The 25,590-nt window shown below is 62.1% G+C and carries 24 protein-coding genes; all 24 read right to left on the bottom strand.

Translation table 11 applies throughout. The features are described from left to right. Nucleotides 1–238: 238 nt before the first annotated feature. Nucleotides 239–664 (bottom strand): F0F1 ATP synthase subunit epsilon, encoded by a 426-nt coding sequence (locus tag NCR35_RS00825; RefSeq protein WP_175938650.1) that lies wholly within the window; start codon nucleotides 662–664, stop codon nucleotides 239–241. Nucleotides 665–739: 75 nt separating this feature from the next. Continuing rightward, on the bottom strand, nucleotides 740–2,134 hold the full coding sequence (gene atpD, locus NCR35_RS00830) for a F0F1 ATP synthase subunit beta (protein ID WP_250532639.1): 1,395 nt from the start codon (nucleotides 2,132–2,134) through the stop codon (nucleotides 740–742). Nucleotides 2,135–2,178: 44 nt separating this feature from the next. Next, the gene (atpG, locus tag NCR35_RS00835; RefSeq protein ID WP_244847527.1) at nucleotides 2,179–3,063 is read right to left on the bottom strand and encodes a F0F1 ATP synthase subunit gamma; all 885 of its coding nucleotides are present in this window, start codon (nucleotides 3,061–3,063) and stop codon (nucleotides 2,179–2,181) included. Nucleotides 3,064–3,132: 69 nt separating this feature from the next. Beyond that, the gene (gene atpA / locus NCR35_RS00840; protein ID WP_159837343.1) at nucleotides 3,133–4,674 is read right to left on the bottom strand and encodes a F0F1 ATP synthase subunit alpha; all 1,542 of its coding nucleotides are present in this window, start codon (nucleotides 4,672–4,674) and stop codon (nucleotides 3,133–3,135) included. A gap of 57 nt (nucleotides 4,675–4,731) precedes the next feature. Further along, nucleotides 4,732–5,274 (bottom strand): F0F1 ATP synthase subunit delta, encoded by a 543-nt coding sequence (locus NCR35_RS00845; RefSeq protein ID WP_250532640.1) that lies wholly within the window; start codon nucleotides 5,272–5,274, stop codon nucleotides 4,732–4,734. 2 nt (nucleotides 5,275–5,276) lie between these two features. Then, on the bottom strand, nucleotides 5,277–5,747 hold the full coding sequence (locus NCR35_RS00850; RefSeq protein ID WP_250473360.1) for a F0F1 ATP synthase subunit B: 471 nt from the start codon (nucleotides 5,745–5,747) through the stop codon (nucleotides 5,277–5,279). 135 nt (nucleotides 5,748–5,882) lie between these two features. Further along, nucleotides 5,883–6,152: a F0F1 ATP synthase subunit C gene (gene atpE / locus NCR35_RS00855; RefSeq protein WP_175938665.1), complete on the bottom strand. Its 270-nt coding sequence runs from the start codon at nucleotides 6,150–6,152 to the stop codon at nucleotides 5,883–5,885. Between the two features lie 89 nt (nucleotides 6,153–6,241). Continuing rightward, complete coding sequence (gene atpB, locus NCR35_RS00860) at nucleotides 6,242–7,093, bottom strand: F0F1 ATP synthase subunit A (protein ID WP_244847530.1); 852 nt, start codon at nucleotides 7,091–7,093, stop codon at nucleotides 6,242–6,244. Nucleotides 7,094–7,278: 185 nt separating this feature from the next. After that, on the bottom strand, nucleotides 7,279–7,788 hold the full coding sequence (locus NCR35_RS00865) for an ATP synthase subunit I (RefSeq protein WP_250532641.1): 510 nt from the start codon (nucleotides 7,786–7,788) through the stop codon (nucleotides 7,279–7,281). Between the two features lie 290 nt (nucleotides 7,789–8,078). Continuing rightward, the gene (locus NCR35_RS00870; protein WP_250532990.1) at nucleotides 8,079–9,191 is read right to left on the bottom strand and encodes an SLC13 family permease; all 1,113 of its coding nucleotides are present in this window, start codon (nucleotides 9,189–9,191) and stop codon (nucleotides 8,079–8,081) included. A 39-nt stretch (nucleotides 9,192–9,230) separates the two neighbouring features. Further along, the gene (locus NCR35_RS00875; RefSeq protein WP_250532642.1) at nucleotides 9,231–10,130 is read right to left on the bottom strand and encodes a ParB/RepB/Spo0J family partition protein; all 900 of its coding nucleotides are present in this window, start codon (nucleotides 10,128–10,130) and stop codon (nucleotides 9,231–9,233) included. Continuing rightward, complete coding sequence (locus NCR35_RS00880; protein ID WP_250532643.1) at nucleotides 10,127–10,942, bottom strand: ParA family protein; 816 nt, start codon at nucleotides 10,940–10,942, stop codon at nucleotides 10,127–10,129. The genes NCR35_RS00875 and NCR35_RS00880 overlap by 4 nt, the downstream gene beginning before the upstream one ends. Nucleotides 10,943–11,003: 61 nt before the next feature. After that, the gene (gene rsmG, locus NCR35_RS00885; protein ID WP_250532644.1) at nucleotides 11,004–11,654 is read right to left on the bottom strand and encodes a 16S rRNA (guanine(527)-N(7))-methyltransferase RsmG; all 651 of its coding nucleotides are present in this window, start codon (nucleotides 11,652–11,654) and stop codon (nucleotides 11,004–11,006) included. Then, entirely contained in the window at nucleotides 11,651–13,612 is a 1,962-nt protein-coding gene (mnmG, locus tag NCR35_RS00890; RefSeq protein WP_250532645.1) for a tRNA uridine-5-carboxymethylaminomethyl(34) synthesis enzyme MnmG, read from the bottom strand. Before mnmG ends, rsmG begins: the two co-directional genes overlap by 4 nt. Before the next feature lie 154 nt (nucleotides 13,613–13,766). Then, nucleotides 13,767–14,513: an ABC transporter ATP-binding protein gene (locus NCR35_RS00895; protein WP_250532647.1), complete on the bottom strand. Its 747-nt coding sequence runs from the start codon at nucleotides 14,511–14,513 to the stop codon at nucleotides 13,767–13,769. After that, a complete protein-coding gene (locus NCR35_RS00900; RefSeq protein WP_250532649.1) occupies nucleotides 14,513–16,297 on the bottom strand; it encodes a branched-chain amino acid ABC transporter ATP-binding protein/permease in 1,785 nt (594 codons plus the stop codon). The genes NCR35_RS00895 and NCR35_RS00900 overlap by 1 nt, the downstream gene beginning before the upstream one ends. 3 nt (nucleotides 16,298–16,300) lie before the next feature. After that, nucleotides 16,301–17,356, bottom strand: coding sequence for a branched-chain amino acid ABC transporter permease (locus NCR35_RS00905; protein ID WP_250532650.1), 1,056 nt, complete (start codon nucleotides 17,354–17,356; stop codon nucleotides 16,301–16,303). 112 nt (nucleotides 17,357–17,468) lie between these two features. Then, entirely contained in the window at nucleotides 17,469–18,641 is a 1,173-nt protein-coding gene (locus NCR35_RS00910) for an ABC transporter substrate-binding protein (RefSeq protein ID WP_250532652.1), read from the bottom strand. A 240-nt stretch (nucleotides 18,642–18,881) separates the two neighbouring features. Continuing rightward, nucleotides 18,882–20,048 (bottom strand): ABC transporter substrate-binding protein, encoded by a 1,167-nt coding sequence (locus tag NCR35_RS00915; RefSeq protein ID WP_244847540.1) that lies wholly within the window; start codon nucleotides 20,046–20,048, stop codon nucleotides 18,882–18,884. A gap of 492 nt (nucleotides 20,049–20,540) precedes the next feature. Next, a complete protein-coding gene (locus tag NCR35_RS00920; RefSeq protein ID WP_244849175.1) occupies nucleotides 20,541–21,512 on the bottom strand; it encodes a branched-chain amino acid ABC transporter permease in 972 nt (323 codons plus the stop codon). Continuing rightward, on the bottom strand, nucleotides 21,512–22,396 hold the full coding sequence (locus tag NCR35_RS00925; RefSeq protein WP_244847541.1) for a branched-chain amino acid ABC transporter permease: 885 nt from the start codon (nucleotides 22,394–22,396) through the stop codon (nucleotides 21,512–21,514). Before NCR35_RS00925 ends, NCR35_RS00920 begins: the two co-directional genes overlap by 1 nt. 79 nt (nucleotides 22,397–22,475) lie before the next feature. Next, nucleotides 22,476–23,696, bottom strand: a complete 1,221-nt coding sequence (locus NCR35_RS00930) for an ABC transporter substrate-binding protein (RefSeq protein ID WP_250532653.1) — start codon at nucleotides 23,694–23,696, stop codon at nucleotides 22,476–22,478. 78 nt (nucleotides 23,697–23,774) lie between these two features. Further along, nucleotides 23,775–24,536: an ABC transporter ATP-binding protein gene (locus NCR35_RS00935; protein WP_250532654.1), complete on the bottom strand. Its 762-nt coding sequence runs from the start codon at nucleotides 24,534–24,536 to the stop codon at nucleotides 23,775–23,777. Next, nucleotides 24,533–25,312, bottom strand: coding sequence for an ABC transporter ATP-binding protein (locus tag NCR35_RS00940; protein ID WP_175938694.1), 780 nt, complete (start codon nucleotides 25,310–25,312; stop codon nucleotides 24,533–24,535). The genes NCR35_RS00935 and NCR35_RS00940 overlap by 4 nt, the downstream gene beginning before the upstream one ends. Between the last annotated feature and the right edge of the window lie 278 nt (nucleotides 25,313–25,590).

Genomic DNA, 25,590 nt, shown 5'->3' on the forward strand with positions numbered 1-25,590 from the left:
GATGGACTCCGCCCGGATGAAGGCTAATTGGAAGGCCATTGTGCATGGCGACGCGGCCAGCGGGCATTCAGTGTTACCCGCAATGCTTGTCGGTGGAATCTAGCGGGGATTCGCGGAATCAATGCGTTACGTGCATACCGGAAACGTCGCGCATCCGATATGCACATTTGCCGAGGCTTGCACGCATAAAAAAAGCAGCCCGGAGGCTGCTTTCCTGACACGCGAATATGCGTCTTGCTCAGTGCTTCGCGTGCGCCTTGCGCAAACGCTGGATCGCTGCGAGCTGCGCCGCGGCATACGCCAGTTCGGCTTGCGCCGTAGCGTACTCGAGTTCGGACGCGTTGTTCTGCATCGCTTCCTCGGCGCGCTTTTTCGCTTGCTCGGCCTTGGCTTCGTCCAGATCGGCGCCGCGGATGGCGGTGTCGGCCAGCACGGTCACGATGCCCGGCTGAATCTCCAGAATGCCGCCCGCGACGAACACGAACTCTTCCGAGCCGTCTTCCGCCTCGATGCGCACTGCGCCCGGACGAATGCGCGTGATGAGCGGCGTGTGACCCGGCAGAATGCCGAGCTCACCGGACTCGCCCGGCAGCGCGACGAACTTCGCCTGGCCCGAGAAGATCTGCTCTTCCGCGCTGACGACGTCTACTTTGATGGTTGCCATGTTGTCCAACTCCTGGGTTGAGCGTAGTTCGAGGACGCCGGCGCAAGCCGGCGTCCGCTTCGATACACCCGACCTTTACTGGATCTTCTTGGCCTTCTCGAAGGCTTCGTCGATCGTGCCAACCATGTAGAACGCCTGTTCCGGCAGATGATCGCACTCGCCTTCGACGATCATCTTGAAGCCACGGATGGTTTCCTTCAGCGGCACGTACTTGCCCGGCGAACCCGTGAACACTTCAGCAACGTGGAACGGCTGCGACAGGAAACGCTGGATCTTGCGAGCGCGCGCGACCGACAGCTTGTCTTCCGGCGACAGTTCGTCCATGCCCAGAATCGCGATAATGTCGCGCAGTTCCTTGTAGCGCTGCAGCGTTTGCTGCACGCCGCGCGTGATCGAGTAGTGCTCTTCGCCGATCACGTTCGGGTCGATCTGACGCGAGGTCGAATCGAGCGGGTCCACGGCCGGATAGATACCGAGCGAAGCGATATCACGCGACAACACGACGGTTGCGTCCAGGTGGCCGAACGTCGTAGCCGGCGACGGGTCGGTCAAGTCGTCCGCAGGGACGTACACGGCCTGAACCGACGTGATCGAGCCGGTCTTGGTCGACGTGATGCGCTCTTGCAGCTTGCCCATTTCTTCAGCCAGCGTCGGCTGATAGCCCACTGCCGACGGCATACGGCCGAGCAGTGCCGACACTTCCGTGCCCGCCAGCGTGAAACGGTAGATGTTGTCCACGAAGAACAGCACGTCCAGGCCTTCGTCACGGAAGTGCTCGGCCATCGTCAGGCCGGTCAGCGCGACGCGCAGACGGTTGCCCGGCGGCTCGTTCATCTGGCCGTACACCAGCGCGACCTTGTCCAGAACGTTCGAGTCCTTCATTTCGTGATAGAAGTCGTTCCCTTCACGGGTACGCTCACCCACGCCCGCGAACACGGAATAACCGCCGTGTTCTTTCGCGATGTTGTTGATGAGTTCCATCATGTTCACGGTCTTGCCCACGCCTGCACCGCCGAACAGACCCACCTTGCCGCCCTTCGCGAACGGGCAGATCAGGTCGATAACCTTGATGCCGGTTTCGAGCAGTTCGGTCGACGGCGACAGCTCGTCGAACGAAGGCGCTTGCTGGTGAATCGAACGCTGGTTCGTCGATTCGATCGGGCCCGCTTCGTCGATCGGACGGCCGAGCACGTCCATGATACGGCCGAGCGTCGGCTTGCCGACCGGCACGCTGATCGGCTTGCCGGTGTTCTTGACCATCGTGCCGCGGCGCAGGCCGTCGGATGCACCCAGACAGATGGTGCGGACCACGCCGTCGCCCAGCTGCTGCTGGACTTCGAGCGTCAGTTCCGTGCCTTCCAGAATGAGCGCGTCGTAGATCTTCGGCATTTCCGCACGCGGAAACTCCACGTCGATAACGGCGCCGATGCACTGTACGATCTTGCCTTCTACCAAAGCAGTAGTACTCATCGCATTTCCTTTAGATACTGTGTTCTTTCACGCGGTCAGCAAACTCAGACCGCCGCGGCGCCGCCGACGATTTCCGACAATTCTTTCGTAATCGCTGCCTGACGGCTCTTGTTGTAGACGAGCTGCAGTTCGTTGATCACTTGTTTCGCGTTGTCCGACGCCGCCTTCATCGCGACCATGCGCGCTGACTGCTCCGACGCCATGTTCTCCGCGACCGCCTGATAGACGAGCGCCTCGACGTAGCGCACGAGCAGGTCGTCCACCACGGTTTGCGCGTCCGGCTCGTAGATGTAATCCCACGACGTCTTCGGCGTTTCGCCTTCGCTCCCCTGCTTATGGAGATCGTCGATCGACAGCGGCAGAAGTTGCTCGATCACCGGCTCCTGCTTCATCGTGTTGACGAAGCGCGTGTACGCCAGGTACACCGCGTTGACCTTGCCTTCCGAGTACAAGTCGAGCTGCACCTTGATCGCGCCGATCAGCTTTTCCAGATGCGGCGTGTCGCCCAATTGCGTGACTTGCGACACGACACGGGCGCGCAGCCGGTTCAGAAAGCCGAGTCCCTTGCCGCCGATGGCCGACGCCTCGATGGACACGCCGCTCTGATCCAGTTCCTTGATGCGGTTCAGCGACGCACGCAGGATGTTCGTGTTCATGCCGCCGCACAGGCCCTTGTCGGTCGTGACGAGGATCAGGCCAGCCGCTTTCGCGCCGTCGTTCTTCACCATGAACGGGTGACGATACTCGGGATTCGCGGCGCTCATGTGCGCTGCGATTGCGCGGACTCGGTCGGCGTACGGGCGGGCGGAACGCATGCGCTCCTGGGCGCGGCGCATCTTGGATGCGGCGACCATTTCCATCGCTTTCGTGATCTTGCGCGTGTTCTGCACGCTCTTGATCTTGCCGCGAATTTCCTTCATTCCAGCCATTGCTTACTCCTTGATCGAAGCCGCGCGGCTTTCATCGACGATGCGCCGCGCGTTGCTCCTCAGTCCCGATCAATAAGCGCCCGACTTCTTGAAGTCCTTCAGCGCGGCATGCAGCGCGCCTTCGTCGTCCTTCGACAAGTCTTTATTGTCTTCGATGCGCTTAATCAGATCGGCATGGCTCGTCTTCAGGTATTCGCGCAGGCCCTTTTCGAACGGCAGCACTTGCGCAACTTCCAGATCGTCGAGATAGCCGTTGTTGGCCGCGAACAGCGCCACCGACAGTTCCCACACTTGCAGCGGCTGATACTGCGGCTGCTTCAGCAGTTCCGTCACGCGGCGGCCGCGCTCCAGCTGCTTGCGGGTCGCTTCGTCGAGGTCCGACGCGAACTGCGCGAACGCCGCCAGTTCACGATACTGCGCGAGGTCGGTACGGATACCGCCCGACAGCTTCTTCACGACCTTGGTCTGAGCCGCGCCACCGACGCGCGACACCGACACGCCCGCGTTGATCGCAGGGCGGATACCGGCGTTGAACAGGTCGGTTTCCAGGAAGATCTGGCCGTCGGTAATCGAAATCACGTTCGTCGGAACGAACGCGGTCACGTCGCCTGCTTGGGTTTCGATGACCGGCAGCGCCGTCAGCGAACCGCTCTTGCCCTTCACTTCGCCGTTCGTGAACTTCTCGACGTACTCTTCCGAGACGCGAGCCGCGCGCTCGAGCAGACGCGAGTGCAGATAGAACACGTCACCCGGATACGCTTCACGGCCCGGCGGACGGCGCAGCAGCAGCGAGATCTGGCGATACGCCCACGCTTGCTTGGTCAAGTCGTCATAGACGATCAGCGCGTCTTCGCCGCGATCGCGGAAGTATTCGCCCATCGTGCAGCCGGCGTACGGCGCGAGGTATTGCATCGCTGCCGATTCCGAAGCCGAAGCCGCGACGACGATGGTGTAAGCCATTGCGCCGGTTTCTTCGAGCTTGCGCACCACGTTCATGATCGACGAAGCCTTCTGGCCGATCGCGACGTAGATACAGATGAGGTTCTTGCCCTTCTGGTTGATGATCGCGTCGACAGCCACGGCGCTCTTGCCGCACTGACGGTCGCCGATGATCAGCTCGCGCTGGCCGCGGCCGATCGGCACCATCGCGTCGATCGACTTCAGACCGGTCTGCACCGGCTGCGACACCGACTTACGCCAGATCACGCCCGGCGCGATCTTTTCGATAGCGTCGGTCATCTTGGCGTTGATCGGGCCCTTGCCGTCGATCGGGTTGCCGAGCGCATCGACCACGCGGCCGATCAGTTCCGGGCCGACCGGCACTTCCAGAATGCGGCCCGTCGTCTTGACGATGTCGCCTTCCGTGATGTGCTCGTACTCACCGAGAATAACGGCGCCGACGGAGTCACGTTCGAGGTTCAGTGCAAGACCGATGGTGTTGCCCGGAAACTCGAGCATTTCGCCCTGCATCACGTCCGAGAGGCCGTGGATACGCACGATACCGTCGGTCACGGAGATCACGGTGCCCTGGTTGCGAACGTCCGCGCTCGCTTCAAGGCCCTGGATCCGGCTCTTGATCAGCTCGCTGATCTCAGAGGGATTGAGTTGCATTATTCGCTCCTGATAGTCAATTCTGTTGCGTGCCAGCTAAGGCGCTTCCAAGAAGCGTCAGGCGGTGAGCGCCGTCTGCATGCTGGCAAGGCGCGCGCGGACCGAGGTATCGAGCACTTCGTCGCCAACCGTCACGCGAACGCCGCCGATCAGCGACTGATCGATTTCGACGATCGGTTTCAGCTTGCGCTCGAACTTGCGTTCGAGGCTTGCGACCAGGTCGTTCAACTGTGCGCCTTCGAGGGGGAACGCGCTGACGATATGCGCGTCGGCCGCACCTTCACGGGCGTTTTTCAGCTCGTCGAACTGGACGGCGATTTCCGGCAGCAGCGGCAGACGATGGTTGTCCACCAGCATGCGCACGAAGTTCTTTGCCTGAGCGTTGCTCTGAGCGAGCGGCGACTTCACCGCGGCGAGCAGCAAGTCGGTGATCTGCTCGCGGCTCACTTTCGGGCTCGAGGCGACCGATTCCACTTCGGGCAGACGCGCAACCTGTGCCAGCTCCTCGACGAAGGTGGACCAGCCCGCGAGATCGCCGGTTTCGGCCACGCGGAACAGCGCTTCTGCGTAAGGACGAGCGATGGTTGCAAATTCGGCCATGATCAGAGCTCGGTTTTGAGTTGATTCAGCAGATCGGCGTGAGCCTTCTGATCGACTTCGCGTCTCAGAATTTGCTCTGCGCCCTTCACGGCCAGCGCCGCGACTTCGGCACGCAGCGTTTCGCGGGCCTTGACGATTTGCTGGTCGGCGTCCGCCTTGGCCTGCGCGATGATGCGCGCGGCTTCGGCTTGCGCGTTGGCCTTGATTTCTTCGGCGACGGCGGCGGCGCGCTTCTCGGCGTCGGCAATGCGCTGCTGGCCGTCCGTGCGAGCCTGCGCGAGTTCCTGGTCGACGCGCTTGTGCGCGGCTTCCAGCTCCGCCTTGCCCTTGTCGGCGGCGGCGAGGCCGTCGGCAATCTTCTTCGAGCGCTCGTCGAGGGCGTTGATCAACGGCGGCCACACGAACTTCATCGTGAACCACGCGAGGATCAGAAACACGACCATTTGCGCAAACAGGGTTGCGTTGAGATTCACGGTGTTTCCTTAAACGTTGCTTGATCGGAGAGTGAAACGGTTAAAAGGCGCTAACCGGCTGTTGTGCTCGATCAGCGCCTCACCCGTTCCGTTCTGCGTCCTGTCAAAAATTCGGACGCGCACTTCCGAGAAACCTCAGCCTGCGAGACGTGCGAGCAGCGGGTTCGCGAACGCAAACAGCATTGCCACACCAACGCCGATCAGGAACGCCGCGTCGATCAGACCAGCCAGCAGGAACATCTTGGTCTGCAGCGGGTTCATCAGTTCCGGCTGGCGGGCGCACGCTTCAATGTACTTGCCGCCCATCAGACCGATACCGATACAGGCGCCGATTGCACCCAGGCCGATGATGATGCCGATACCGACGGCGGTCAGACCCTGGATGTTGGCGATGAAAGCTTGCATGATCACTCCTTTGATTAAAGACTTTGGAACTGGATTTATAAAAATTAAAACTGTGATTCTTTGACGATTCCGGACCTCGGCACGCTCACTTAGTGCGTGTCATGCGCCTGGCCGAGATACACCAGCGTCAGCATCATGAAAATGAAGGCCTGCAGGAACACGATCAGGATGTGGAACACTGCCCACACCGTGCCCGCGATCACATGGCCAATGAAGCCGAGCACGGACAGGTTCGCACCGAAGGTCCACATGCTGCCGAGAAGCGCGATCAGCAGGAACAGCAGCTCGCCGGCGTACATGTTGCCGAAAAGTCGCATGCCGAGGGAAACCGTTTTGGCGGCGAACTCGATGATGTTCAGCGCGAGGTTCGGAATCCACAGAACCGGATGCGAGCCGAACGGAGCGGACAGCAGTTCGTGCACGAAACCGCCGGCGCCCTTGATCTTGATGTTGTAGTAGAGCATCAGCAGCAAGACGCCCAGCGCGATGCCGATGGTGCCGTTGAGGTCAGCCGTCGGCACGATGCGATGATGCGGAAGCGCGTGCTCGAGCCCGAGCCAGCCGATCACGCGGCCAGGCAAGTCAACGGGAATGAAGTCGAGCGAATTCATCAGCGCGACCCAGACGAACACGGTCAGCGCGAGCGGCGCGATGAAACGGCGGCTGCCGTGGATCATCGACTTCGACTGGTCCTCGACCATTTCCACGAGCATTTCGATTGCGCACTGGAAACGGCCGGGCACGCCGGACGTGGCCTTGCGCGCAGCCAGGCCCAGAATGATGATGGTCAAAAGGCCGCATACGATGGACCAGAACAGCGTGTCCAGATTCCAGACGTGGATGTCGAAGATCGACGTCTGCGGATGCGTGGAAAGATTCTGCAAGTGGTGCGCAATGTACTCGGACGGATCCAGAGCGTGCGTTCCTTCGCTAGCTGCCATATCGTTAAAGCCACCCAAATTGTCAAAAATCTTTCGCCGCCCTCGCTTCCGAGCCGCCGCTTCGCGTTGCGGCTCCGGGGCGAGAGGCCCGTGTGCAGGACACGTCCCGCACTCATGTTCATGCTACCTACTGCCATGCTGCGCGGCACTTACCCCGGAGGTCATGAAGACCGGCCGGCGCAAGGTCATCGCAGCGCCATCGCAACCCAGTACGCTTTCAGCGCGACGATGTACGTCACGAGCAACGGCAGCCACAGCGCGCTCTTATACCAGAGCGCGACCGCGACGAACATAGCAATCGTCGCTCCCATCTTCACGCCTTCGCCGATCATCCAGCTCATGATCGTTTCCGCGCCGCTTCTCGCCTTCAGGCGCGCGGCGAACAGAGCCGCAGGCACCCAGGCGATCGCTCCTCCCAGGAAGGCTGACAGCGCAGCATCGCCCGGCGGCTTGTAGAACAGCCACCAGAGCAGCGTCGCACCCAGGGACAAAACCATTTGCGCCGCCACGACCCGGTACGGCGTGACACGCGATGGACGACTCACTTGCGGGCCGAACAGCTTTTCTGCCTGATCCCGTGTGAGCGGAACGATATTGTTATCTTGCGCTTCGGCGTCCCACGAGTCGTCAGTCGAATTGCGCGGCTGATTTCCGGTGGCGTGACTATCGCCGGTCGAGCGAGCACTGACTTGCATGTTTCGTTTGCGCATGTGCGTCGCATTCGCCTGAGGTCCGCACGCGAAGTACTCGCGCTCGGCTTCAGGCCTTCAACCCAGTGTCCGGAGAATCACCTTGCGCTTTCGCGGCGCTTTCGAGGTGGCCTAGCTGATAAATCCGGGGGATTGTAAGCGATTGTTGTCACGGATTCAATAGTTTAGGTGCGTCAAAAGCCAAGCGGACGAAGCTTAAAAAACGGTCGCAAAGGCGAGATTTTTCTTGCGATTGCAAGCAGATTTTCAGATTGAAACGCGTTGCGTCGGGCGCTTCAAAGGAGCACCCAGCCGATCACCATGGCAGCGATCCAGAACGGTATCGACACGACGTGAAACGGCGTCCACATGCCCTTCTCGCCCGACAGACGCACGGCGATGAGATTCGCGAGGGAGCCGATAGCCACGCCGAACCCGCCCACGCTCACGCCGAACGCGAGCGCGCGCCAGTCCTTCGAGAACTCGGCCAGCACGATGGCCGCAGGCACGTTGCTAATGCCCTGCGAGAGCACCGCCCCGGCGGCGAATGCGCGCACCGGCGAATGGATGCCGATGCGGGCGATGGCATCGTGGATGGTCGGCAATGCGGCCGCACTGCGAAGCACGATGAACATCAGCACGAAGATGAGCAGCAGGAGGTAGTCGATCTTCAGCACGACCTCGCGTCGCCATAGAAGGAAGCCGACGGCCAGCGCCGCCAACGCTGGACCCGCGTGATGCGCGTCCGCCAGCGCGACGAAAACGCCGAACGCGACGATGCTGACGCCGCACAGCCTGCGGTCTACGCGATGCGCCTCGGCATCGCCGGATAGGTCGAGGGGCGTCGCGCGGAACATCGCGAACGTCAGCGCGAACAACAACGCCATCAGCGCCGCGCACAAGGGCAGCAGCTTCCACACGAACACGCCGAAGGAAACGCCGCTTGTTTGCCAGAGGAACAGGTTCTGAGGATTGCCGAGCGGCGTAAGAATAGAGCCGGCGTTCACTGCCAGCGCGATCACGATCACGAGCTTCTTGAGCGGCAGCGGCGCCAGCTTGTTGAGCGACAGCGCGAGCGGGACCACGGCGAACAGCGCGACATCGTTCGTCAGCAGCGTGGACAGGCCGGCGGCCAGCGCCACAAGCAGCAGCGCGAGCCCGCGCTCACCGTGTATGTGATGCACCAGCCGATGCGCCGCCCACATTAGGAATCCTGACAATTCGATCGCTTTCGTCAGAATCAGCAGACCGGCGAGCGTGAGAACCGTTTGCCAGTCGACCAGACCCGGCAGCGCCGTCAACGGTTGCGGACGGACGATCTCGATCACAACCAGCGCGAACACGAGTATCGCGAGCACCGGTTCCTTTGAAATCGCCTTCCAGATGCGCGTCGGAAAGTCGGGGCGCACGCCCTTGGCATCGAGTTCGGACAAGATCGACCCTTGCTCTTACGCTGCGGGCGTTGTCGTTTCGATGCTGCCGCGCAGCTTCGTCAGAATCCCTTCGAGCGCGTCCAGATTGCCGAAGTCGATCGTGACCTTTCCGCGCCCCCGGCCGCCGACCTTGATCTTCACGCTGGCGGCGAGCAGGTCGGACAATTCCTCTTCCAGACGACGCGTATCGCGTCCGCCGTCGCTCGGCGGGCGCGCTTTGGCGGGCGTCTGCTTGAGCGTCGCCGCGACGAGACGCTCCGTTTCCCGCACCGACAAGCGGCGGTTCACCACATGGTTGGCCAACTGGATCTGCGTGGCGGCGTCGACGGACAAGAGCGCGCGCGCGTGTCCCATGTCGAGATCGCCGGCAAGGAGCATCGTCTGAATAGGCGACGCCAGATTCAAGAGACGCAGCAGGTTCGACACCGCGCTGCGCGAACGGCCGACCGCTTCGGCAGCCTGTTCATGCGTAAAGCTGAACTCGTCGAGGAGCCGCTGGATGCCCTGCGCCTCCTCCAGCGGATTCAAGTCCTCGCGCTGAATGTTCTCGATCAGCGCCATGGCGGCGGCCGCCTGATCGGGGACGTTCTTCACGAGCACCGGCACTTCGTCGAGACCGGCAAGACGCGCCGCACGGAAACGCCGCTCCCCCGCGATGATCTCGTAATGACCGTCGCCCACGGAACGCACGAGGATCGGCTGCATCAGGCCCTGCGCCCGAATGCTCGAAGCGAGTTCCTGCAACGCGCCTTCGTCCATGCGCGTACGCGGCTGATACTTGCCTGCTTGCAGCTTGTCGAGCGCCAGCACCGTCGGCGTGCCCTCGCCGCGCACGGCTTCCGTAATGTCGACGCTGCCGCCGAGCAATGCGTCCAGACCGCGGCCCAAGCCCTTTTTCTTCATCACAGCGTTCATTTCGGTTCCTCCGTCGGCGTTTCCTGCCGCATCGATTGGGGTTGCAGCGCGCGCAGGCGCTCGATCATTTCCGCGCCGAACTGGACGTACGCCTGCGCGCCGCGCGACGCCTTGTCGAACACGACGCCGGGCAGGCCGTAGCTGGGCGCCTCGGCAAGACGCACGTTGCGCGGGATAACGACATCGAACACCTTGTCGCCGAAGTGCGCCTTAAGCTGATCCGACACCTGCTGCTGCAGCGTAATCCGCGGATCGAACATCACGCGCAACAGCCCGATGACCTTGAGGTCGCGGTTGAGATTGGCGTGAATCTGCTTGATGGTGTTGACGAGGTCGGAGAGTCCTTCGAGCGCGAAGTACTCGCACTGCATCGGGATGATGACGCCGTGCGCCGCGCACAGCGCGTTCAACGTCAGCAGCGACAGTGCCGGCGGGCAATCGATAAGCACGAAATCATAGTCTGCCGCTATGTCTGCAATCGCTGCGCGAAGGATGCGCTCGCGGTTATCCATGCCGACGAGTTCCACCTCCGCGCCCGCCAACTCACGATTAGCCGGCAGCACATCGTAGCCTACGGCCTCGGGACTGACGCGTGCCTCGCGCAACGTGACGCCATCCACCAGCACTTCGTACACCGTGTTCTCGCAGGCCGCTTTATCCACCCCGCTGCCCATCGTCGCGTTGCCCTGCGGATCCAGGTCGATCAGCAGCACGCGCTGGCCCAGCCCCGCCAGACTGGCCGCCAGGTTCACCGCTGTCGTCGTCTTTCCAACGCCGCCCTTCTGATTCGCGACGCAGAAGATTTTTGCCATCGTTTAATGTCCTCGTTTCTTCGCTGTCAGAAGATCAGCATGGCTACAGTACGGCACGGGCTCAGGCATCGAATCGAACCTCGATGAGATGGCGCTCGGCGTCGAGGAACGGCACCGCCAAGCGTTCGATACCTTTGACCGCCGCACCCTGCGGAAGGCGCGCGATTTCAGCGTCGGGCTTCACCCCTTTCATGGCGAGGATGCAACCGTCCTCCGCGACCAGATGTCGGGCAAGTGTAGCGAAATCCGCGAGCTCTGCGAACGCGCGGGACACGATCACGTCGAATTTCCCGTGGACGTCGACGCCCGGCTTTAGCGTTTCGACTCGGCCGGTCACGACCGACAAGTTCGGCAGGCCCAACTGGGCTTTTGCTTGTGACTGAAATGCGGTTTTCTTATGAACGATGTCGTTCAGCGTCACCTGCAAATCGGGCAATGCGATGGCCAGCACGATGCCCGGCAGGCCCCCGCCGGAACCCACGTCCAACAACGTCGATGCATGACGGCCCGCCACGGCGGGCACAATCGCGAGGGAATCCAGAATGTGCTGGATGAGCATCTGCCGGGGCTCGCGGATGGCCGTCAGGTTGTAGACGCCATTCCATTTGCTCAGCAGCGCGACGTAATCGAGCAGCTTGCGTTTTTGTTCCGCAGAGAGCGCGACGCCTAGCTCGACGGCACCCTGATCCAGTAACGAATCGAGATCCGTCATTGCGCTGCCGACGTCGTAGGCGTCTGCTCGTCGCCGCTGCCGCCCTTGCCGCGACGGCCGAGCCCGCGTTTCAGATGAACCATGAGCAGCGAGATAGCGGCGGGCGTGATACCCGAGATTCGCGACGCCTGCCCGATGGTCTCCGGACGGTGCTGCATCAGCTTTTGCCGCGCCTCGAACGACAAACCGCGGACGTCGTTGTAGTCGATCCCGTCCGGCAAGCGCGTGTTTTCCTGCGCGCCGTTGCGCACGATCTCGTCCGCTTGCCGCTCGATATAGCCTTGATACTTCACCCCGATCTCGATCTGTTCCTTGATTTGCTCGAGAAGAACCGGATCGTCTGCGAGCGGAGCATCCGGACCGGACGTGCCGCCGCGCAGCGCACAGACGCCGTCGTACGACACGCCGGGGCGGCGCAGCAGATCTGCCAAGCTGTATTCGTGGTCAATCGGCTTGCCGAGCAAGGCCGTCGCCTCTTCCGCCGGGAGCGTCTTCGGGTTGACCCAAGTAGAACGGAGTCGTTCTGTTTCACGTGAAACAGCGTCGCGCTTCCGACTGAACGCGTCCCATCGCGCATCGTCGATGACGCCGATGTTTCGGCCGATCTCGGTCAGCCGCATGTCGGCGTTGTCTTCCCGAAGCGACAACCGATACTCCGCTCGGCTCGTGAACATGCGGTACGGCTCCGACACCCCACGGGTCACGAGGTCGTCCACCAACACGCCGAGATACGCTTCGTCGCGGCGTGGGCACCATGCGTCCTTCCCTTGCACTTGCAACCCAGCGTTGATGCCGGCCAACAGCCCTTGTGCCGCAGCTTCTTCATAGCCGGTGGTGCCGTTGATCTGCCCAGCGAAAAAGAGGCCGTTGATCGCCTTCGTCTCCAGCGACGCCTTCAGCGCGCGCGGATCGAAGTAGTCGTATTCGATCGCGTAGCCCGGCCGCAAGATATGCGCGTGTTCCAAGCCACGCATCGACCGGACGAGATCGAGTTGCACATCGAACGGCAGGCTAGTGGAGATTCCGTTCGGGTAGAACTCGTTGGTCGTCAGCCCTTCCGGCTCGAGGAAAATCTGATGCGCGTCCTTGGAAGCGAACCGGTGGATCTTGTCCTCGATCGACGGACAGTATCGCGGGCCGACGCCTTCGATCACGCCCGTGTACATCGGCGACCGGTCGAGCCCGGAGCGAATGATGTCGTGCGTGCGCGAATTCGTGTGTGTGACCCAGCAGGGCATTTGCCGCGGATGTTGCTCGACGCGCCCCAAGAAAGAAAAGACCGGAATCGGATCGAGGTCGCCGGGCTGTTCCTCCAACACGGAAAAGTCGATGGTTCGCCCGTCGATACGCGGCGGCGTCCCGGTTTTCAGCCGCCCTTGAGGCAGCTTCAGCTCCTTCAGACGCGCCGACAATGAGACCGCGGCCGGATCGCCGGCCCGTCCGCCGACATAGTTGTTCAGGCCCACGTGAATCTTGCCGTCCAGGAACGTCCCGGCGGTCAGCACCACGGCCCGGGCGCGAAACCGCAGTCCGACTTGCGTAGCGGCGCCGACGACGCGGTCGCCTTCGACCATCAAGTCGTCGACCGCTTGCTGGAACAACCAGAGGTTCGGCTGATTTTCGAGCCGATGCCGGATGGCCTGCTTATAGAGCACGCGGTCCGCTTGTGCCCGCGTGGCGCGCACGGCCGGACCCTTCGACGAATTAAGGATGCGAAACTGGATGCCCGCCTCGTCTGTGGCCGCTGCCATCGCACCGCCCAGGGCGTCGACCTCTTTAACGAGGTGCCCTTTGCCGATGCCGCCGATCGACGGATTGCAGCTCATTTGCCCGAGCGTTTCGATGTTATGGGTCAAAAGCACCGTTTTGCAGCCCATTCTCGCCGAAGCCAGCGCGGCTTCAGTGCCTGCATGACCGCCGCCAACGACGATCACGTCAAATTCTGTGGGATAAAGCATGGAGATTTCGTGTACGGACGACACGAACCGAAGAAGGAATATCGCAAGATTATATAGGCATCGCGTGCTCGCGTTCTCGGCGTGAGATGCACGGGCGAAAAAGATGGCGTGTTTCACGTGAAACACGCCACCCGAATTGCGCCTGCTTTCAACGCTAAGCCGCCTTCTTGGCCAAGCCCAGGTACGTCTCTATGACCTGCGGATTGTGTCGGAGACTGTCCGCCTCCCCTTCCAACGCGAATTCGCCCGTTTCGAGCACGTATCCATAATCGGATATCTGCAACGCAGCCCGGGCATTCTGTTCGATCAATAACGTCGCGACGCCCGTCTGTTTTAGGGCGCTCACGATATGGAAAATTTCCTTCACGATCAGAGGCGCAAGCCCCAGACTCGGCTCGTCCAGCATCAGAAGACGCGGTTTTCCCATCAACGCCCGACCCACAGCGAGCATCTGCCGTTCGCCGCCAGAGAGCGTTCCCGCTGCCTGCTTGCGTCGCTCCTTGAGGCGGGGAAACAACTCGAACACGTGGCCCAACTGGTCCAGATATTCGCGCTCGCCAGCCCGCTTTCTCCGGTATGCGCCGAGCACGAGATTGTCCTCGACCGTCATCGTCGGAAAGAGCTCACGTTTCTCCGGCACGAGACACATTCCACGTGAAACGCGCCGCTCGATCGGCAGCGCCGACACGTCCTCGCCCATGTAGCGGATCACGCCCTTCGCATGGCCGCTCTGCGGCAAAGCGCCCATGATGGCGTTGAGCAGCGTCGACTTTCCGGCACCGTTCGGACCGATCACCGACACGATCTGCCCGGCCGCTACTTGCAGCTTCCCGTTGCGCAGAGCTTCGACCTTGCCGTATCGCACGGACAAGTCGCTGACTTCAAGAATGGTTTCTGCCATTACTCCACCCCGCCCAGATAGGCTTCGAGCACAGCCGGGTTCTCCTGCACGTCCTTCGGCAGTCCCTCGGCGATTTTGGTACCGAACTCCATGACGACGAGCCGGTCGGTCAGGTTCATTACGAAGTCCATATCGTGTTCCACCAGCAAGATGCTCATGCCTTCCGACCGCAACTTGCGAAGCAATTCGGCCAGCTGTTGCTTCTCCTGATAACGCAGCCCTGCTGCCGGTTCGTCGAGCAGCAGCAGCGCCGGATCGCAGCACAGCGCCCGCGCGATCTCGAGAATCCGCTGTTGACCGAGCGCCAGACTGCCGGCCTCGGCGTATAGATGCTTCTCCAGCCCAACGCGCGCGATCTGCTTCGCCGCTTCGGACATCAGCCGCGCCTCCTCAGCCGCATTGAGTCGGACGACGCTGCGCCAGACGCCGGTGCTGCCGCGCAGATGCGCCCCGATCGCGACGTTCTCCAGCACGCTCATCCCGGGCAGCATCTTCACGTGCTGGAACGTCCGTCCGATGCCCCGCTTCACGATTTCCCGCGACGTAAGCTTGTCGATGCGCTCGCCGTGAAACGTAATCGCTCCACTCGTCGCCTGCAGCACGCCGGTGACCAGATTGAACGTGGTCGACTTTCCTGCCCCGTTCGGCCCGATCAAACCGACGATCTCGCCGGCTTTCACGTCGAAACTCACGTTGTTAACGGCAACGAGACCACCGAATTGCTTCCGGGCCGTATCGACGATGAGCAGCGGCTCGCCCGCCGACGGTTTGCTGCGCTGCGGCAAAGGTTCGCCGTGCTCCGGCACGTGCGCGCGCGGCCCTCGCGGAAAGACCCGCGCGACGAACGGCCACACGCCCTGCCGTGCGTATTGCAGCAACAAGACCATCACGACCCCGAAAACGATGATCTCGAAATTGCCGTTCGCGCCGATGAGCTTCGGCAGCAGCGTCTGGAGATAGTCCTGCAGCACGGTGAGGATCGTCGCTCCCAGAATCGCACCCCAGACATGCGAGACCCCGCCAACGACCGCCATGAACAGGAATTCGATGCCGTGGTTGAGGCCGAACGGCGTCGGATTCACCGCGCGCTGCAAGTGCGCATAAAGAAAGCCCGAGATAGCCGCGAGCACCGCCGCATAGATGAAGATAACGACGCGCATCCAGGCCGTATTGACTCCCATCGCTTCCGCCATGATGCCGCCGCCGCGCAGCGCCCGAATCGCGCGGCCCGGGCGACTATTAAGCAGATTTTGAACAGACACGACCGCCAGCAGCACGACGACCCAGATCAGGTAGTAGATGCTGCGCCCCGACTCGAGTTGCCAGCCGAACAGGTTCAGTACCGGAATGCCGTTGATGCCGTCGTACTTGCCGAGCAGTTCCATATTCCCGAAGAGATAGAACAGCGAGAGCCCCCACGCAATCGTGCCGAGCGGCAGGAAATGTCCGGAGAGCCGCATGGTGATCAGCCCGAGCAACAGCGCGATGAACGCGGTGAGCACGACGCCCGCGATCAGCGCGAGCCACGGCGAGACGCCATAGCGCGTCGTAAGGAACGCGGTCGCATAGGCGCCAACACCCACGAACGCCGCCTGCCCGAAGCTCGTCATGCCGCCGATGCCAGTCAGTAGCACCAGCCCGATCGCGACGATCGAATACAGGCCGATGTAGTTCAGAAGCGTGATCCAGTATTCCGGCACGGCGACCGGCCCCGGCAGCACCGGCAGCGCGAACACGACGAGCAGGAACAGCCAGAAGAAGCGATATCGATGGAGAAAGGTCATGGCTTACTCCTCGTCTTCGTCGGAATGCGGGCTGGCAAGGCTTCGCCATAACAGCACCGGAATGATGAGCGTGAAGACGATGACCTCCTTGTACGCGCTCGCCCAAAACGACGAATACGACTCCAGCAGCCCGACGAGCAACGAGCCGGCCGCCGCCAGCGGATAGCTCACGAGACCGCCGACGATTGCGCCGACGAAACCCTTCAAGCCGATCAGAAATCCCGAGTCGTAGTAGATGGTCGTGATCGGCGCGACCAGCACACCGCACAGCGCGCCGAGCCCCGCCGCAAGCGTGAACGCGAGACGCCCGGCTTGCGTCGTGCCGATGCCGACGAGCCGCGCCCCCACCCGGTTCACCGACGTGGCGCGCAACGCCTTGCCGGAAATCGAGCGATCGAAGTAGAAGTACAACCCGAGGATCAGCACGAGCGCCGTGCCGACGACCCACAGACTCTGCCCCGATATCGACACGCTGCCGACATTGAAACTGGCGTCGGAAAACGCCGTCGTGCGCGAGCCTTCCGCGCCGAACATGACGAGCCCGAGCCCGACCATCGCGAAGTGCACGGCCACCGCCACGATCAACAGCAACAGCGTGCTCGCCTCCGCGATCGGTTCATACGCCAGCCGGTACACGAACGGGCCCATCGGCACGACGATGAGCAGCGTCAGCGCGATCTGCGCAATCATCGGCAGCGTTTGTGCGAACACCGCCTGCGTCAACGCCCACACCGCCACCGGAAACAACAGATACTTGCCCGCGAGCACGGCCAGGAGCCGCCCTATCCGATGATGCCGTCCCGGATGCCGCACAATGCCCGCGACTTCGGCGATAAAGCAGCCCACGCCCATCGCGATAAGCAGAAAGCACGTCGCGGGCAGCTTCTGCGTTTGCAGCGCGGCCAGCGTGAGCGCGCCATAGGCGACGAATTCGCCCTGCGGAATGAAGATGACGCGCGTCACGGAAAACACCAGCACCAGCGCGAGCGCAAGTAACGCGTAGATGGCGCCCGTCGTGATGCCGTCTTGCGCGAGAATCGCCGCAATCGATAAGTCCATACTTCCTCTTAGAGCTTCTTCGAAACGTGAGGGCCGTGATCGGCCGATGAACATGGGAAAAGCGGCGCACCACCGGCGCGCCGCTTCTCTATCTTGAAAATACCCTGCGCGGTCAGTCGTTCAGCAACTTCCACTTGCCGTCGACGATCTGCACCATCACGCGCGCGCGATCGTCGAAGCCGTTGTGGTCGTTCGGCGTCGTGTTCATGATGCCGTGCGCGACCGGCAGGTCCTTCAGGTTCTCCAGCGCCGCGCGCAATGCCTCGCGGAACTCGGGCGTGCCCGGCTGGCCCTTCTTGAGCGCCTCGGGAATCGCGCGGGCAAGCATCTGTCCGGCATCCCACGCGTGGCCGCCAAACGTCGAGAGCGAGCCCGCGCCGTACGCCTTCTCATACGCGCTCTTGTACGCAGCTGACGACTTCTTCACCGGATTGCTGTCCGGCAATTGCTCGGTCACGAGCACGGGACCGGCCGGCAGAATCTCGCCCTCGCAGTCCTTGCCGCACACGCGCAAGAAGTCGTTATTGGCGACGCCGTGCGTCTGGTACACCTTGCCCTTGTAGCCGCGCTCCTTCAGCGTCTTGGCCGGCAGCGCGGCCGGCGTGCCCGCACCCGCGATCAACACGGCATCGGGATTCGCGCCCATCGTCTTCAGCACCTGACCCGTCACCGATGTATCGGGCCGGTTATACCGCTCGTTCGTGACGATCTTCAGCTTGTGCGCGGCCGCCGCCGCGTTGAAGACCGAGTACCAGCCGTCGCCGTACGCATCCGCGAAGCCAATGAAGCCCACCGTTTTCACGCCGTGCTTTTCCATGTGACTCGCAATCGCATCGGCCATCAGCGCGTCGTTTTGCGGCGTCTTGAAGACCCACGCCTTCTTGGCGTCCATCGGCGCGATGATCGACGCGGACGCGGCCATCGAGAGCATCGGCGTCTTGGCGCTCGACGCCGGATCGATCATCGCGAGCGAATTGGGCGTAACCGTCGAGCCGATGATCGCATCGACGTGATCCTCGTCGATCAGCTTGCGCGCGTTCTGCACGGCGCGGCTCGTGTCGGTGCCGTCGTCGAGCACGATGTATTCGACCGACTTGCCGCCGATTTCCTTCGGCAACAGCGCGACGGTGTTCTTCTCGGGAATCCCGAGCGATGCGGCCGGCCCTGTCGCCGACAGCGTCACGCCGATCTTCACCTGCGCGAACACCGCGCCCGCGCCGAACATGGCACTGCCGGCAACGGCCAGCGCGATGCCCTTCTTGACCCATGCTTTCTTCGTTTTCATTGCTCGTCTCCAAACGCGATCCTGCTTTTGGCGCACCCCCGCGGTGCGCTGCTGCGAGTTGTTATCGATAAGCCTGCGATTCAGCCGCCCCAATCTATGGACCACCCCGGCGCATGCCTAGGCTCGTTTTCCCTGACCGATCGGGCCGTCGCGCGCGGCTACGCGCCCTCTCGTTTCGAACGAAAAAAAGGCGCGTTCGTGGAAACGCGCCTTGGTTGGAATCGACTCACATATCGACGGTCAGTTGCCCGAGAGCTTCCACTTGCCGCCGACGATCTCCACCATCACCCGCGCCCGCTGATCGAGGCCGGAGTGGTCGTTCGCGCTCATGTTGAAGATGCCGTGCGATGCCGCGAGATTTTTCGTGTCTTCGATAGCCGCGCGCAATGCTTCGCGAAACGCGGGCGTGCCCGGCTGCCCCTTTTTGAGCGCGACCGGAATCGCGTGTTGCAGAATGAGGCCCGCGTCCCAGGCGTGCCCGCCGAACGTAGACACCGATCCCGCGCCATACGCGCCTTCGTACGCCTTCTTGTAGGTCAGCGCGGCCTGCTTCACGGGATTGCTGTCCGGAAGTTGTTCCGCGACGAGCAGCGGCCCGGCGGGCAGGAACGTTCCTTCGCAATCCTTGCCGCATACGCGCAGGAAGTCGTTGTTCGCGACACCGTGCGTCTGATAGATCTTGCCCTTGTAGCCGCGCTCCTTCAGCGTCTTCTGCGGCAGCGCGGCCGGCGTGCCTGCACCCGCGATCAGCACCGCGTCCGCGTTCTGCGACATCATCTTGAGCACCTGGCCGGTGACGGACGCGTCGTTGCGCGCGAAGCGTTCATTCGCGACGACGCGGATTTTCGCGAGGTCCGCCGCCTTCGAGAATTCCTTGAACCAGCTCTCGCCGTACGCGTCCGAGAAGCCGATGAAGGCTACCGTCTTCACGCCGTGATTCGCCATGTGCTGCGCGATGGCGGTCGCCATCAGAATGTCGTTCTGCGGCGTCTTGAAGACCCACGCGCGCTTGCTGTCCATCGGTTCGACGATGCTCGCGGCCGCGGCCATCGAGATCATCGGCGTGGTGGTGTCGGCGGCGATGTCGATCATCGCGAGCGAGTTGGGAACGACCGTGGAGCCGATCAGCGCGTCGACGTGATCTTCGCTCGTGAGCTTGCGCGCGTTCTTGACGGCCTGCGTGGAATCGGTGGCGTCATCGAGAACGATGTACTGCACTTTCTGCCCCGCGACTTCCTTCGGCAATAGCGCGATGGTGTTCTTTTCGGGAATGCCGAGCGACGCGGCAGGACCCGTGGCCGATACCGTCACGCCTATTTTCACGTCCGCAAAAACCTGAGTGCTGAATACCGCCGATAATCCCGCGACGGCCATTGCGACCGCCTTACCGCGTAATGCCCACTTCATTGATTTCCACCCCGTCGATCGTGTGTTCGAATAGAAGTAACGCTTGAATCTTTGCTGCGGATTATCTGCTGCGAATCGCCGACCGAAGAGTCGGGAAATGCAGTGTAGCCATGGGCGCGCCGCGCATCAAGCGTTTCGGCCACATCCGGCAGACGTTTTAGTGGTTATGCTGTGAGCGATGAATCGCGCTCGATGCGCGGCTCCGATGAATCCGTCAGGCAAATCGTATTATCGGCCGCGAAAATAAAAAGGCGCCGTTGGACTCATCCAACAGCGCCTTTCGTCTCGGGCACTTCGTGCCTCATGTCTCCTCGTTCTCCACCTCAAAAATCTGGGTGCTTCAGAACTAGGACGGATATTAATATCCGCATCATTTCGCCACAACCTAGCATTTACCCTAGTGGTGCATAAAAGCACCTTAAAAGGGCGTGTTTCGCGCCGTTAACCGTCGGGCTTCCCGAAACGCAATTGCTTCGGACATCGAATTAGATGCTATCCCTGCAACGGCCTCACCCGCGCGACGATCTCGCCCACAATGCCGCGCCTGAACGCCAGCACGCACGCAATGAAGATGATGCCCGTCACGATGGTCACCGATTCGCCGAGCGAGTTGAACCACGCGACGCCCGTCACCTTCGCGATGCCCGCGCCGATATCGCCGAGCCGGTCTTCCAGCGCCACGATGATCGCAGCGCCGAGCAACGGTCCGAACATCGTGCTCATGCCGCCGACGAGCGTCATAAGCACGACGAGGCCGGACATGGTCCAGTACGCATCGCCGAGTGTTTCGAAACCGAGCACCAGCGTCTTCGTCGCGCCCGCGAGGCCCGCGAGCCCCGCCGACAACACGAACGCGAGCAGCTTGTAGCGCGCGGTGTCGTAACCGAGCGAGACCGCGCGCGGCTCGTTTTCCTTGATCGCGATCAGCACCTGCCCGAACGGCGAATGCACGATGCGCACGATCAGCGCGAACGCGAGCAGCATCAACACGAGCACGACGTAATAGAGCGTCACGTCGCTGCTCAAATCGAGGACGCCGAACAGTTTGCCGCGCGGCACGCCTTGCAGGCCGTCTTCGCCGTGCGTGAAGGGCGCTTGCAGGAACACGAAGTAGACCATCTGCGCGAGCGCGAGCGTGACCATCGCGAAATAGATGCCTTGCCGCCGGATCGCGAGCAGTCCGACGATCACGCCGAGCAGCGTCGCGACTGCCGTGCCGAGCAAGACGCCGAGTTCGGGCGTGAAGCCGAGCGTCTGGATCGCATAGCCGGCCGTGTAGCCCGCGCTCGACAGAAACATCGCGTGCCCGAACGACAGCAAACCCGTATAACCGATCAGCAGGTTGAACGCCGCCGCGAAGAGCGCGAAGCAGAGCACCTTCATCATGAAGACCGGATACACGCCCGCGAACGGCACTGCGATCAACGCGACCAGCAACAGCGCGTAGAGCACTTTTCTCTGCATCATTTTTCCTTGCCGAAGAGTCCCGCCGGGCGCACCAGCAGCACCAGCGCCATGATGACGAAGACGACCGTCGCGGACGCTTCCGGATAGAACACGCGCGTGAAGCCTTCGATCACGCCGAGCAGCAGACCCGTGAGAATCGAGCCCATGATCGAACCCATGCCGCCGATCACCACGACCGCGAACACGGTGATGATCATCGACTGGCCCATGAGCGGCGACACCTGAATGACCGGCGCGGCCAGCACACCCGCGAACGCCGCGAGCGCGACGCCGAAGCCGTAGGTCAGCGTGATCATCAACGGCACGTTCACGCCGAACGCTTCGACAAGCTTCGGGTTCTCCGTGCCTGCGCGCAGATACGCGCCGATGCGCGTCTTTTCGATGACGAACCACGTCGCGAAGCACACGATAAGCGACGCCACCACGACCCACGCGCGATAGTTCGGCAGGAACATGAAGCCGAGATTCGTCGCGCCGGACAAAAGCGACGGCACGTCGTACGGCTGGCCCGACGAACCGTAGATGGAACGGAACACGCCTTCTATCACGAGCGTGAGGCCGAAAGTCAGCAGGAGCCCGTATAGATGGTCGAGCTTGTACAGCCAGCGCAGCATGGACCGCTCGATGACCACGCCCAGCAAGCCGACGATGATCGGCGCGAGCAGCAGCATCGCCCAATACGGGACGTTGAAGTATGAATAGCCCATCCACGCGAGCATGGCGCCGAGCATGAAGAGCGCGCCGTGCGCGAAGTTGATGACGTTGAGCAAGCCGAAGATCACCGCGAGCCCGAGACTCAGGATCGCGTAGAACGAACCGTTCACCAGTCCGAGCAGCAACTGGCTCATCATCGCGGCGAGCGGGATGCCGAAAATTTCCATTGAACCTGCCGAGGGTTGGATCGAAGCATGGCCGCAAGCAGTCGCGCGGGACCGCTTGCGGCGTCAGTCGCCGAAGAACTTACTTCCAGGCCGCGCAGCGCGACTCGGCCTTCGTGCCGAACGCCTGATCGCCCGGAATGGTGGCCGTGATCTTGTAGTAGTCCCACGGTTCCTTGGATTCCGACGGCTTCTTCACTTCCATCAGGTACATGTCGTGAATCATCGCGCCGTCCTCGCGAACGTAGCCCTTCGCGTAGAAGTCGTCGATCTTCGCCTTCTTCATCTGCGCCATGACCTTGTCGCTGTCCGTCGTGCCGGCGGCCTGCACGGCCTTCAGGTACGTCGTGACGGCGGAATAGTCGGCGGCTTGCAGGCTCGTCGGCATCTTCTTCATCTTCGCGAAGTAGCGCTTCGCCCACTCGCGCGTCTTGTCGTCCTTGTTCCAGTACCAGCTATCCGTCGCGACGAGTCCTTGCGTCGTCTCCAGTCCCAGGCTGTGGATGTCGGTAAGGAAGATCAGGAGCGCGGCGATCTTCATCGACTTGGTGATGCCGAATTCCTTCGCGGCCTTGATCGAATTGATCGTGTCGCCGCCCGCGTTCGCCAGGCCCAGGACCTGCGCCTTCGATCCTTGCGCCTGCAACAGGAACGACGAGAAGTCCGACGCCGACAGCGGATGACGCACCGTGCCGAGCACCTGTCCGCCGTTTGCCTTCACGACATCCGACGTGTTCTTTTCCAGCGCCTTGCCGAACGCGTAGTCGGCGGTCAGGAAGTACCACGTCTTGCCGCCCTGCTTCGTCACCGCCGAACCGGTGCCTTTGGCGAGCGCCATGGTGTCGTAAGCGTAGTGGACGGTGTACGGCGAGCACTGTTCGTTCGTGAGGTTGTCCGCGCCCGCGCCGATGTTGATGTACGGCGTCTTCTTCTCTGCCGCGACTTGCGCAGTGGAAAGCGCGGTGGCCGAGTTCGTGCCGCCGATGATCGCGTTCACGCCGTCGCGGTCGATCCACTCGCGCGCGCGCGATGCCGCGATATCCGCCTTGTTCTGATGGTCCGCATACACGAGTTCGATCGGCTTGCCGTTCACCTTGCCGCCGAAGTCCGCGATCGCCATGCGGATGGCTTCGAGCCCGCCTTGTCCGTCGATGTCGGCGTAGAGGCCCGACAAGTCGGTGACGAAGCCGATCTTGACGCTATTGCCGTCGGCAGCTTGCGCGCCGCTGCTCATGAGCGTCACACTCGCCGCCGCAGCCGCAAAGCAAAGAGTAGAGAGGCGCGCGAGGGTCTTCTTTTTCATTCCAGTCTCCATGAGTTTTTGATTGTTGCTGCGCTGCTGGTGTTGCTTGCATTGCCGTGCTGCCTGCGCGACGCGTTCTCACACGCCGAGCAGTTCGTGCAGCACCGGCATCTTCGCTTCGAGTTCCCCCGCGCCGAAATGCTCGACGATATTCCCGTGCTCCATCACGTAAAAGCGGTCCGCGAGCGGCGCCGCGAACCGGAAGTTCTGCTCGACCATCACGACCGTATAGCCGCGCGATTTCAGCATCAGGATCATGCGCGCGAGTGTCTGCACGATGACGGGCGCGAGGCCTTCGGAGATTTCATCGAGAAGAAGCAGGTTCGCGCCCGTGCGCAGGATTCGCGCGACGGCGAGCATCTGTTGTTCGCCGCCCGACAGACGCGTGCCCTGGCTCGCGCGCCGCTCGTTCAGGTTCGGGAACATGGAATACAGCTCGTCGAGCGACATCGCCTGCTTCGGATCGCCAATGAGCGGCGGCAAAAGCAGGTTCTCCTCGCACGACAGGCTGGAGAAAATGCCGCGCTCCTCCGGACAATAGCCGACCCCGTGATGCGCGATCTTGTGCGTGGGCAGCCCGATAGTCTCGCGTCCGCCCACGCGGATCGAGCCCGTGCGCCGCCCGGTCAGACCCATGATGGCGCGAAGCGTCGTGGTGCGTCCCGCGCCGTTGCGGCCGAGCAGCGTCACGACTTCGCCGCGATTCACCTTCAGGTCCACGCCATGCAGGATGTGCGATTCCCCGTACCACGCCTGCAAGCCTTCGATTTCCAGCGCCGGCGCATTCCCCGCCGCGCCGTTCGCCTCGCGCGAGCGGCGTTCTTCCGCGATCGTGCTCATGCGTGCGCTCCGGTGAGCGCCGCGTCGGCGCTGCCCATGTAGGCTTCCATCACGAGCGGATTCTTCGATACTTCCGCGTAGCTGCCTTCCGCGAGCACTTCGCCGCGTTGAAGCACGGTAATGGTGTCCGAGATGCCGGCAATCACGTTCATGTTGTGCTCGACCATGAGAATGGTGCGTCCCGCCGATACCTTCTTGATGAGCGCGGTCACGCGGTCCACGTCCTCGTGTCCCATGCCTTGCGTCGGTTCGTCGAGCAGCATGAGTTCGGGTTCCATCGAAAGCGTCGTCGCTATTTCGAGCGCGCGCTTGCGGCCGTACGAAAGCTCGACGGTTTTCACGTCGGCGAAATCGGTGAGGCCGACTTGCGTGAGCAGGTCCATCGCGCGATCGTTCAAGGCATCGAGCGAACGTTCGCTGCGCCAGAACTGAAACGACGTGCCGAGCTGCCGCTGCAAGCCGATACGCACGTTCTGCAGCACGGTCAGATGCGGAAACACAGCGGAAATCTGAAACGAGCGGATGATGCCGCGCCGCGCGATATGCGCCGGGCGCTCGCGCGTGATGTCGGTGCCGTTGAAGACGATCTGGCCCGCGGTCGGTTCGAGAAATTTGGTGAGCAGATTGAAGCAGGTGGTCTTGCCCGCGCCGTTCGGTCCGATCAGCGCGTGGATCGAGCCGCGGCGCACGCGCAGGTTCACGTCATTCACGGCCGTGAAGCCTTTGAATTCTTTCGTGAGCCCTCGCGTTTCCAGAATGGTGTCGCCGAGAATCATGTCCCCTTCCATGCGAAGTGAGGCGCTGAACGATGTGTTCGCCTGCGCTTTATTTTTCTGTCGCGCGCACCGGACGGTGTCTCCGTCACGATGCCGCTTCGCTTCGTAGCCGATTGCGCACCGCAGGAAAGCAGGCGCGACAAACAGCGAGCATCACGTGATCCGGGGCCATTGTCGCGCCAATGATGCAGCGCAATCATTGGGATTTGCACTAAGGGATTTGCACTGACTCATGCAAGCCTCGAAGCGCCGTCCATGCACGCGCAGAAGGCATGACG

Origin of the sequence: Caballeronia sp. AZ10_KS36 (assembly GCF_023631105.1) — a bacterium.
Taxonomy (GTDB): domain Bacteria; phylum Pseudomonadota; class Gammaproteobacteria; order Burkholderiales; family Burkholderiaceae; genus Caballeronia.